Here is a 9427-nt window from a genome sequence, read left to right on the forward strand (position 1 = left end):
GTGTGAGCACCGGGCGACCTCACGTCCGGTGCTCACACACCGCGGGGCTGCGTCGTCAGAGTGATGATGAGCGAGAACGAGACAGGACGAGGACCGGCCGTGGACGACGAACGGGACAGCGAGCAGCACCACGATCAAGGCACCGAGCTGGACGGCGTGTTCGCCGAGCGGCGGCGCCTGCTCTCGCTCGCGTACCGGATGACGGGCACCCTCGCCGACGCCGAGGACGTCGTGCAGGAGACCTACCTGCGCTGGTACCGGCTGGAGGAGGCCGAGCGCACCGCGATCGCCAACCCGGCCGGGTGGCTGACGCGCGTGGCGAGCCGGATCGCCCTCGACCTGCTGGCCTCCGCCCGCAGACGGCGGGAGCGGTACATAGGCCAGTGGCTGCCCGAGCCGCTGCCCGCCGACCTGTTCGACGGCACCGCTCCGCCGGCTCCCCTGACTCCTGCGGGCGGCACCGCCGACCCGCTGGACCGGGTGACGCTCGACGACGCCGTGAGCACGGCGCTGCTGGTGGTCCTGGAGGCGATGACGCCCGCGCAGCGCGTCGCGTTCGTGCTGCACGACGTCTTCGCCGTGCCGTTCGACGAGATCGCGGGGATCGTCGGGCGGACGCCGGCCGCCGTCCGCCAGCTCGCCGCGACCGGACGCCGCCAGGTCCGCGAGCACCGAACCGCCGCCGTGCCGCGCGACGAGCACGACCGCACGGTCCGGGCCTTCCTGCGCGCCGCGCAGGCGGGCGACATGGAGCAGCTCATGCGCGTGCTCGCGCCCGACGTCGAGCTGCGCACCGACGCCAACGGGCTGGTCACCGCCGCGCTCAACGTCATCGAGGGCCCCGGCCGCGTGGCGCGGCTCGTGCTCGGCGTCGACGCCAAGATGCCGGAGCTCACCCAGCACCTCGAGCCCCTGGCCGACGGCCTGGGCGTCGTGCTGCGCAGCGGCGACACCGTAGCCGGCGTCATGACCTTCCACGTGGAGCACGAGCTGGTCACCGACGTGTGGATCATGCTCAACCCCGCCAAGCTCACCCACTGGCTCCCGACCCCACCGGAAACCGACCCCGCTCGAAGGGCACGACCATGACTGACCCGGCAACCACAGCACCCGCACCGGCCGGGACGCGGCCGGTGGGCCGCGTCCAGTACGGGTCCCTGGTCGCGACCGTGATCATCGTCGGCTTCGTCGGCGCGTGGTCGTACTTCCTGCCGCAGGCCTACTACGACCACTTCCCGTCCGTGCTCGGCGAGTGGGTCTCCAAGGACGGCCCCTACAACGAGCACCTGGTCCGTGACCACGGCGCCATGTACCTCGCGCTCGGCGCGGCGAGCCTCTACGGGCTGTTCCGGCCCTCCCAGGCAGCATGCCGCGTGCTCGGGATCGCGTGGACGGTCTTCGGCGTCCTGCACTTCGCGTACCACGTGACGCACCTCGGGCACCTGCCGACGAACGAGGCGATCGGCCAGGTCGTGGTGCTCGCCGTCGCGATCCTGCTGGCGATCGGGCTGCTGGTCCCGGGACGCCGCCGGCAATCGACCGCAGGCGCGGCCGGCAATCGACCGCAGGCCCGGCCGGGAAGCCTCACACGGCCGGAGGGGTAACGGAGACGTAGCACTGCTACCTCTCCGTTACCTGCCCCCGGGGACGACGTCTCCCCCGCACCCGCCCCGTCAGGCCAGGTGCCAGACCTCCTGCATGTCGCGCCAGCCCTCGCCCGGCGCGGCGTCCTTGCCGAAGGCGGTCTGGCACGGGTCGGTGTGCGTCCACCACTCCTGGGTCACCGGGTCCTGCGCGATCCGGGCCATGTCGGCCTCGTGGTCGTCGCCGGTGTACTCGTAGTACGCGAACAGCGTGTTCTCCAGCACGAAGATCGTGTAGTTGTGCACGTTGCACGCCTGGAGGGTCGCCTCGACCTGGGGCCAGACGGCGGCGTGCAGGCGCAGGTACTCCTCACGCTTCTCCGGGACCACGTCGACCACGAGACCATGTCGTTCCACGGACCCGGACGGTATCAGAGGCGCGTGATGCGACTGGTCAGAGCCCGATCCGGCGCGGCTCGCCGCCCAGCAGGCCGGCCCGTTCGTCGGCGAGGGTCGCGGCCAGCAGGGACGGCAGGCCGCGCGGCCCGAACAGGGCGCCGTCGCCCGCAGCGTCCAGCTCGGCCGGCGTCCACCACCGCGCGTCCACGATCCCCTCGGCGTCCGGGTGGCCCGGCGTGCCCGGCGGGAGGCCCGACACCGGCTCGAACCGCTCGGTGCGCACGAGGTAGAAGTCCTCGTGCACCCCGGCGAAACCGGGCCGCGGCATCCCCGGCGGGTAGGCGACCTGGCGGGTCCACACGGGCGCGAGCGGCTGCTCGTCCGGAACGACGAGACCCACCTCCTCGAAGAGCTCGCGGCGCAGCGCCTCCTCGACGGTCTCCCCGGGGTCGACGCCGCCGCCGGGCCCGATCCAGACGGTGCCCACCTGGTCGATCGCATGAGCGACGAGCAGGATGCTGTCCCGCGCGTCGACGACGAGACCACGGCACTGCCGGCGCATCGGGAGCGAGCGACCCGGGGGCGGAGGACCGGGGAGCGGAGGGTTCGGGAGCGCAGGCATCGGGGGACCGTATCGCGGAGCACCGGGCGCGGCCAGGGCATTCCGGCCTCAGCCCCGGCCCGCCGTCCGATCCGTCGTCCCGGTCGTCCCCGTCGTCCCGGTCGTCCCCGTCGTCCCGGTCGTCCCCGTCGTCCCGGTCGTCCCCGTCGTCCCGGTCGTCCCCGTCGTCCCCGTCGCCCCGACCTGCCGCGGCCCCTCCGCGAGCCGACGCCGGTACGCGGCCGGGCTGACGCCGAACGCCCGCGTGAACGCCGTGCTCAGCGCGAACCCGCTGGAGTAGCCGACCCGCTTGGCCACGGCGTCGAGCGTGCGGGCGCGGTCGGTGAGCAGGTCGCGGGCCAGGGCGAGCCGCCAGCTCGTCAGGTACCGCAGCGGCGGCGTGCCGACCAGCTCGGTGAACCGCGCGGCGAGGGTCGCGCGGGAGACGGCGGCCCGGCGCGCCAGGTCGGCGACGGTCCAGGCGCGCTCGGGCTCGGCGTGCATCGCGCGCAGCGCCGCGCTGACGGCCGGGTCGGCGATCCCGCCCACCCAGCTCGGGCGCGCCGGCGGGTTCGCGGCGGTCCACGCGCGGATCGACTCGATCGTCACCACGTCCACGAGGCGGTCGAGCACCACGCTCTGCCCCAGGCCGTCGTTGGCCATCTCGCGCGCCAGGTGGCCCACGAGCGCGGGGTCGAGGCCACCCGCCGGCACGACGGCGGCGTCGGGCAGGATCTCGGTGACGAACCGCCCCACGCTGCCGACGTCGGCGTAGCTCGCGACGATCATCGTGTCCGGGCCGGCGGGGTCGTTGCCCCAGTGCCGCAGCCCGTGCGCGAGGGCCAGGTCGAGCGGGGCGCCGTCGGGCGTGACGCAGCGCTGGCCCGGCTCGATGACCGCAACCGTCGCGCTGCCCGCGGCGTCGGCCACACGATAGGGCAGCGGGCCGCGCACCAGGGCGACGTCGCCCTCCCGGAGGTCGTGCACGTCGTCGCCGGCCTCCAGGCGGCAGCCGCCCGAGGTGACGATCACGACGGTCAGCGCGGACTCGTCCTCGACCCGGACGGCCCAGGGGGCACGCATCGACATCAGGAGCGTGAAGGCGCCCTCCGCCTGCGGGTGCGCCAGGAGCTGCGACAACGGGTCCATGGGCCCATCCTAGGTGACTACTGGACGCTGAGACATGCACAGCAGATCCTGGGCTATTCAGCGTCCAGCGTTCCGGCGATTCGATGTACCCATGACCACTTCACCGACCGTTTCACCGGCACCCACCACCACCGCGCCGATCCTCGTCACCGGCGGCACGGGCCGCACCGGCCGCCGCGTCGCCGACCGGCTCCGGGCCCAGGGCCGCCAAGTCCGCATCACCTCCCGAACCGGGGCAGTCCCGTTCGACTGGCACGACGACGCCGGCTGGGACGCCGCGCTCGCCGGCGCGGGCGCCGTCTACCTCTGCTACTCCCCCGACCTCGCCCTGCCCGGCGCCGACGCCGTCGTCGACGCGTTCACCGCTCGGGCCGTGCGGCACGGCGTCGAGCGGGTCGTCCTGCTGTCCGGCCGTGGGGAGGACGGCGCCCGCGCCTGCGAGGACATCGCCCTGGCCGCGGCGCCCGCCACCACGGTGGTGCGCTGCTCCTGGTTCCAGGAGAACTTCAGCGAGCACTTCCTGCTCGACGGCGTGCTGGACGGCCGCATCGCCGTACCCGCCGACCAGGTGCGCGAGCCGTTCGTCAGCCTGGAGGACGTCGCCGACGTCGCGACCCTCGCGCTCACCACCGACAAGCACGCCGGCAAGGTCCTGGAGCTCACCGGTCCCGAGGCGCTGACCTTCACCCAGGTGGCGCGCCTGCTGAGCGACGCGACCGGCCGCCCGGTCGAGCACGTCGCGCTCACCCCGGACGACTTCGTCGCCGAGCTGACCGGCGCCGGCGTGCACCCCGACGAGGCCGCCGGGCTCGCCTGGCTCTTCCAAGAGGTGCTCGATGGGCGCAACACGGCCACCACGGACACCGTCGAGCGGGTCCTGGGCCGGGCGGCCACCCCGTTCGACGTCTTCGCCAAGGAGGCGGCGGCGGCCGGGGCGTGGACGCCGCGGGCCTGAGCCTCAGCGAGGCTCAGGGCGGCTCAGGACTCCACGGGCGTCGCGCCGGGGCGGGTCCACTGCGGGGTCGGCCGGCGGGTCGGCCCCCAGGTGGCCTCGCCGTCGGCGTCGGTGGCCCAGTACCAGCAGGACGTCTGGCCGGCGGGCCAGCCGTCCGGCACGTGCTCCCAGGCCTCGCCCCGGCCGTACGGCGTCATGTCGAGCAGGCCGAAGATCCCGGCGGCCGGCTCGTTGCCCCGGCCCGTGGTGCGGTAGGTGAGGTACACGCGGTCGCCGTCGCGCAGGAAGCAGGCGATGTGCCCCATGTCCACGCCGACGGGCGCCGCCAGGCCGCGCACCGAGTACCAGGGCTCGGTGTAGCCCATGAAGCGCAGGAACGGGACGACCTCGGCCCAGGGGCCCTCGGTGAGCATCGCGAACGACACCCCGCGCGCCCGGAGGTACGGGGCCGCCTGCTGGATGTGCCAGGCGTTCAGGGTGCAGCCCGGGCACTGCCCGCTGACCGGGTCGCCGTGGTGCCACATGTGCTGGTAGACCACGAGCTCGTCGCGGCCCTGGAAGAGGTCGGTGAACGGCACCGGGCCGTCGGGGCCGACCACCTGGACGGTGCCGTCGAGCTCCGTCATCGGCATCCGGCGGCGGGCCGCCGCGAGCGCGTCGCCCGCGCGGGTGTGCGCCTTCTCCAGGGCCAGCAGCTCGTCCCGGGCCGCCTGCCAGGCGTCCCGGTCGACGACGGGCGGTCGGGCGGGTGCCGTGCCGGTAGAGGTGCCGGTCGTGGTGCCGGTCGTGGTGCCGGTCGTGGTGCCGGTCGTGTCGGTCATCGTCTGCTCCTGAGCGTCGGAGGTGCGTCACAGGTACCGACGACGACGGGGCTCCCGACTCATCGCAGACCGGTCGTGCTCAGTGCAGGTCGAGCTCAGTGCAGGCCGAGCTCAGTGCAGGTCGAGCTCAGTGCCCGTCGAGGTCGATCACCTGGGTGGCGTACCCCCGCAGCAGCGGCCGGTTGGAGACCACGACCAGCACCCCGTCGCGGCTGTCCTCGACGACCCGCTGGACCAGCAGCCGCTCGGTCTCCACGTCGAGGGACGCGGACAGGTCGTCGATGACGCGGACGGCCGCCGGGTGCGCCAGCATGCGGGCGGCCGCGAGCCGGTGGAGCTGGCCGCCGGAGAGCCGGTGCCCGCTGGGCCCGACCTCGGTGTCCGCGCCGTCGGACAGGTGCGGGAGGTCGCGCGCGAGGGTGCTCGCCTCGAGAGCCGCGTCCAGATCGTGCCGGGGCCGGCCGAGCAGCACGTTCTCGTGCAGCGCGCCGCTGAAGACGTGCGGCACCTGCGGCGTGTAGCCGGCGAGCGGCGGCGTGAACGCCTCGCCGGGCGCGCGCTGCTCCCCGAGGATCGTCACCGTGCCGCCCGACCTGGGCAGCAGCCCGAGCAATGTGCGTACGAGCGTCGTCTTGCCCGCGCCGACCTGCCCGGTGACCAGCACGATGTCGCCCGCGGCGGCTGTGAGGCCGACACCGGAGAAGCACGGCGCGCCGTTCGGGTGCGTGTAGGACAGGTCGTCGACGACGAGCACGGCGCCGGGCACGACGTCGGGCACGGCGCCGGGCACGACGTCGGGGGCTGTCGTCGGGCCCGCGCCGGTCGGCCGAGCATTACCCGGGACTGGAGCCGGGCCTGAAGCCTCGGCCGGATCGCGCACCGGCGTGACGACGGCGCGCGCCGTGCCGCTCGGCGTCAGCTCCGCGAGGCGGCCGCGGGTCACCGAGAAGCGCTGGTACCTGCTGACGAAGTTGCCGATCGCGGCGACCAGCGTGCCGAGGTTGCCGAGCGTGTACACGAACAGCGCGAAGTCGCCGACCAGGAAGGTGCCGTCCTGGATGCCGTCGGCGACGACGACCATCACGAGCGCCGAGCCCAGCAGGGTCACGAAGCCCTGGGTCGAGGCCAGGACGCCGCCGAACACGCCGTCGCGCACCGCCGCCCGGCGCCGGGTCGCGTTGAGCTCGCGCACCCGGCCGCCGATCGCGTCCGCGGCGCCGGAGATCTTGATGGTCTCGATCCCCGCGAAGCACTCCCGCAGGAACGCGGACACGCTGCTGGCTGCCGCGAGGTTGACCGCCCGCAGCCGCTTGATCTCCTTGCTCACCACGAACGCGATCACCGCGAGCGCCAGCGTGGGGAGCACCGCGAGCACGGTCACCCGGACGTCGATCACGAACAGCACGGCGAGCGAGCCGCCGCTGAGCACCAGGGACGAGGTGACGAGTTGGATGCCGCGCTTGCCGAGCACCTCGGCGACCTCGACGGTGTCCTCGCGGAACCGGGTGAGCACGTCGCCGGCGGGCACCTGGAGCGGCAGCGCGGCGGGCCGGGCGAACATCTGCCGCAGCAGGTTGGTGCGGACGTCGGTATAGACGCGGTAGCGGAACACCGTGTCGACGGCCATCCACGCCGCCGCCCCGAGCGCGTTGGCGACCTTGAACCCGACGTAGGCGAGCAGAGGCGCGAGCGGCACGCCCCAGAGGGCGTCGCTGCCGGGGAGCTGGTTGAGGAAGTCGCGCAGCGCGAGGCCGGGCACGAGCGCGCAGAGGAAGAAGACGATGCCGACCAGCACGTCGCCCGTGAACAGCCACAGGTGCCGCCGGGTGACGCGCGTCAGGATGCCGAGCCGGCCGAGGTCCCGGTCCGGGCGCCGCCCGGTCGTCCGGTCGCGCTTCATGCCGCCGTCCTTCATGCCGCCGTCCTTCATGCCACCGTCCCTCATGCCGCCGCCGTCCGGAGCAGCGCGGCGAACCGGGAGCCGTCGTCGGCCAGCAGGTCCTCCCGCAGGCCGTACTCGACGACCTCGCCGTGGTCGACGACCAGGATGCGGTCGACCCGCGCCAGCGTGCTCAGCCGGTGCGCGACGACGACGGAGGTCCGGCTGCGCACGAGCGGCGCCAGCGCGCGGTCGAGCCGTTCCTCGGTCGCGGGGTCGAGCCGGGCCGAGGCCTCGTCCAGGACGAGCACCGCCGGGTCGCGCAGCAGGGTGCGCGCCATGGTGAGCAGCTGCGCCTGCCCGGCGGAGAGGCTGTGCTCGGTGATCTGCGTGTCGAGGCCGTGCTCGAACTCCGCGAGCCACGGGCCGAGGCCGAGCTCGCCGAGCACCGCGAGGATCCGCTCGTCGGGCACGGCGTCGTCGAGCAGCGCGATGTTGTCGCGCACGGTCGCGTCCAGCACGAAGACGTCCTGGCTGACGAGCGCCACGTGCTCCCGGACCGAGCCCAGGTCCAGGTCCGCGACCGAATGGCCGCCGAGGCGCACGGTGCCGGCGTCGGGCCGCGCGAGCCCCACGAGCATGCGTGCGATGGTGGACTTGCCGCTCCCGCTGTGCCCGACGACGCCGACGCTGGTCCCGGCGGGCACCGCGAAGCTGACGTCGCGGAGCACGGGGTGACCGGGCACGTAGCCGAACGTGACGCCGGAGAGCTCGACGCTCAGCGCGCTGGAAGCGCCGTCGGCGTCGCCGCCCGGGGCGAGCCGGCGCGGCCCGCCCTGCGCCTCGACCTCGACGTCGAGCAGCGCCCGGGTGCGCTGCAGGCCCGCCATCGCCCGCTGGTAGTCCTGGAGCTGGGTGGACAGGTTGATCAGCGGCTCCTGGATCTGCTGCGCGAAGGCGAAGATCAGGTAGACCGTGCCGATCGTCATCGCGCCGGTCCCGAACCGCCAGCCGCCCAGCGCCATGGCCAGGGCCGTGACGACGGCGGTGAACACCGACGCCGAGGCCCACACCAGGCTGCTGCCCACGAGGGCGGCCCGCAGGTCGCCGCGCAGCAGGGCCGAGTTCAGCGACTCGTACCGGCGCAGCGTGTGCCCCACGGCCCCGAACGCCCTGAGGTCCTCGAGGCCGGAGATCCGCTCCTCGACGAACCCCATGAAGCGGCCCACCGCGGCCCGGTAGCCGACGTGCGCCCCGCGGCCCAGCACGGCGACCCGCCGCAGCAGCACGACGCCGATCACCAGGCAGACCAGGAACAGCAGCCCGATGCGCCACTCCACGGTGAACATGGCCACGACCACCCCGACCACGAGCAGCGCCTCGCCCGCCACCGCGACCACGAAGCGCGAGAAGAGGTTGCTCAGCAGCCCGATGTCGCCGTCGACCCGCTCCACCATCTCCCCCGGCGTGGTGCGGTAGTGGAACTCGACGGGCAGCCGCAGGCAGTGGTCGAGCACGTCCTCCCGCAGCCGGTTGGTCGAGCGCCAGGCCACGGACTCCGCGAGCCCGGCCTCGACGGCCTGCAGCGCGAACCGCACGACGCCGACGATCAGGAACACGCCGACCAGGTAGATCGCGGGTCCGGCGCCGGTCGCCCCGGTCGCCCCGGTCGCCCCGGTGACGCTGTCGATGAAGGCCCGCACCACGAACGGGCTGGCCAGGCCGCACGCCGTGCCCGCGAGGAGCACCACCCCGAGCAGCGCGGTACGACGCCGTTCACGCCGCAGGTAGGTCCACAGAAATCCCCAGTCACGCATGACCCATGAGCCTCACTCCGTCGGGCGCCCACACCTGTCCGCACGCACCACAACCGTGACAAAACCGGCTGGTACAACGTGGACGCTACCAAAGCGCGCAGGCAGGGGGCCAGCCCCGGAAGCGCGACGACGGGCAGAGAGACGGGCAAACCCGGCGAGTGGAAGATGCAGGGAAAAGCATCCCGCCCGAGGTGTGTTGCGCTGCGTAGACAATGTCTACGCC

Annotated in this window: 9 protein-coding genes; 3 read left to right on the forward strand and 6 right to left on the reverse strand. The window is 73.8% G+C overall.

Going from position 1 to position 9427, the window contains the following annotated elements; genetic code table 11:
* Positions 1 to 99: 99 nt before the first annotated feature.
* On the forward strand, positions 100 to 1089 hold the full coding sequence (sigJ, locus tag ACFU5G_RS26855) for an RNA polymerase sigma factor SigJ (protein WP_377251626.1): 990 nt from the start codon (positions 100 to 102) through the stop codon (positions 1087 to 1089).
* On the forward strand, positions 1086 to 1604 hold the full coding sequence (locus ACFU5G_RS26860; protein WP_377251628.1) for a hypothetical protein: 519 nt from the start codon (positions 1086 to 1088) through the stop codon (positions 1602 to 1604). Before sigJ ends, ACFU5G_RS26860 begins: the two co-directional genes overlap by 4 nt.
* Positions 1605 to 1673: 69 nt before the next feature.
* Here the strand turns inward: ACFU5G_RS26860 and ACFU5G_RS26865 are convergent, their stop codons facing one another.
* The 3 genes from ACFU5G_RS26865 to ACFU5G_RS26875 are packed head-to-tail and all read right to left on the reverse strand — an operon-like array spanning position 1674 to position 3732.
* Positions 1674 to 2000 carry an L-rhamnose mutarotase gene (locus ACFU5G_RS26865; RefSeq protein ID WP_036969972.1) on the reverse strand — a complete coding sequence of 109 codons (327 nt, stop codon included), beginning with the start codon at positions 1998 to 2000 and terminating at the stop codon, positions 1674 to 1676.
* A 37-nt stretch (positions 2001 to 2037) separates the two neighbouring features.
* Positions 2038 to 2604, reverse strand: a complete 567-nt coding sequence (locus tag ACFU5G_RS26870; protein ID WP_377251630.1) for an NUDIX hydrolase — start codon at positions 2602 to 2604, stop codon at positions 2038 to 2040.
* Between the two features lie 48 nt (positions 2605 to 2652).
* Positions 2653 to 3732, reverse strand: a complete 1080-nt coding sequence (locus ACFU5G_RS26875) for a cupin domain-containing protein (protein ID WP_377251632.1) — start codon at positions 3730 to 3732, stop codon at positions 2653 to 2655.
* A gap of 91 nt (positions 3733 to 3823) precedes the next feature.
* Here ACFU5G_RS26875 and ACFU5G_RS26880 point away from each other — a divergent pair, with 91 nt between their 5' ends.
* On the forward strand, positions 3824 to 4687 hold the full coding sequence (locus ACFU5G_RS26880; protein ID WP_377251634.1) for an NmrA family transcriptional regulator: 864 nt from the start codon (positions 3824 to 3826) through the stop codon (positions 4685 to 4687).
* 23 nt (positions 4688 to 4710) lie between these two features.
* Here the strand turns inward: ACFU5G_RS26880 and ACFU5G_RS26885 are convergent, their stop codons facing one another.
* From ACFU5G_RS26885 to ACFU5G_RS26895, 3 genes are all read right to left on the reverse strand, one after another.
* Positions 4711 to 5508 carry a DUF899 family protein gene (locus ACFU5G_RS26885; RefSeq protein WP_377251636.1) on the reverse strand — a complete coding sequence of 266 codons (798 nt, stop codon included), beginning with the start codon at positions 5506 to 5508 and terminating at the stop codon, positions 4711 to 4713.
* Positions 5509 to 5635: 127 nt separating this feature from the next.
* Positions 5636 to 7453: an ABC transporter transmembrane domain-containing protein gene (locus ACFU5G_RS26890; RefSeq protein WP_377251638.1), complete on the reverse strand. Its 1818-nt coding sequence runs from the start codon at positions 7451 to 7453 to the stop codon at positions 5636 to 5638.
* Positions 7450 to 9204 carry an ABC transporter ATP-binding protein gene (locus ACFU5G_RS26895; RefSeq protein ID WP_377251640.1) on the reverse strand — a complete coding sequence of 585 codons (1755 nt, stop codon included), beginning with the start codon at positions 9202 to 9204 and terminating at the stop codon, positions 7450 to 7452. The genes ACFU5G_RS26890 and ACFU5G_RS26895 overlap by 4 nt, the downstream gene beginning before the upstream one ends.
* Positions 9205 to 9427 lie beyond the last annotated feature (223 nt).

Source organism: Promicromonospora sp. NPDC057488 (assembly GCF_042802395.1).
Classification (GTDB): Bacteria; Actinomycetota; Actinomycetes; order Actinomycetales; family Cellulomonadaceae; genus Promicromonospora.

Coding starts and splice junctions, on each gene's coding strand:
- ACFU5G_RS26860 (WP_377251628.1), top strand. CDS start 1,086: ATGACTGACCCGGCAACCACAGCACCCGCACCGGCCGGGACGCGGCCG.
- ACFU5G_RS26870 (WP_377251630.1), bottom strand. CDS start 2,604: ATGCCTGCGCTCCCGAACCCTCCGCTCCCCGGTCCTCCGCCCCCGGGT.
- ACFU5G_RS26875 (WP_377251632.1), bottom strand. CDS start 3,732: ATGGACCCGTTGTCGCAGCTCCTGGCGCACCCGCAGGCGGAGGGCGCC.
- ACFU5G_RS26880 (WP_377251634.1), top strand. CDS start 3,824: ATGACCACTTCACCGACCGTTTCACCGGCACCCACCACCACCGCGCCG.
- ACFU5G_RS26885 (WP_377251636.1), bottom strand. CDS start 5,508: ATGACCGACACGACCGGCACCACGACCGGCACCACGACCGGCACCACG.
- ACFU5G_RS26890 (WP_377251638.1), bottom strand. CDS start 7,453: ATGAGGGACGGTGGCATGAAGGACGGCGGCATGAAGGACGGCGGCATG.
- ACFU5G_RS26895 (WP_377251640.1), bottom strand. CDS start 9,204: ATGCGTGACTGGGGATTTCTGTGGACCTACCTGCGGCGTGAACGGCGT.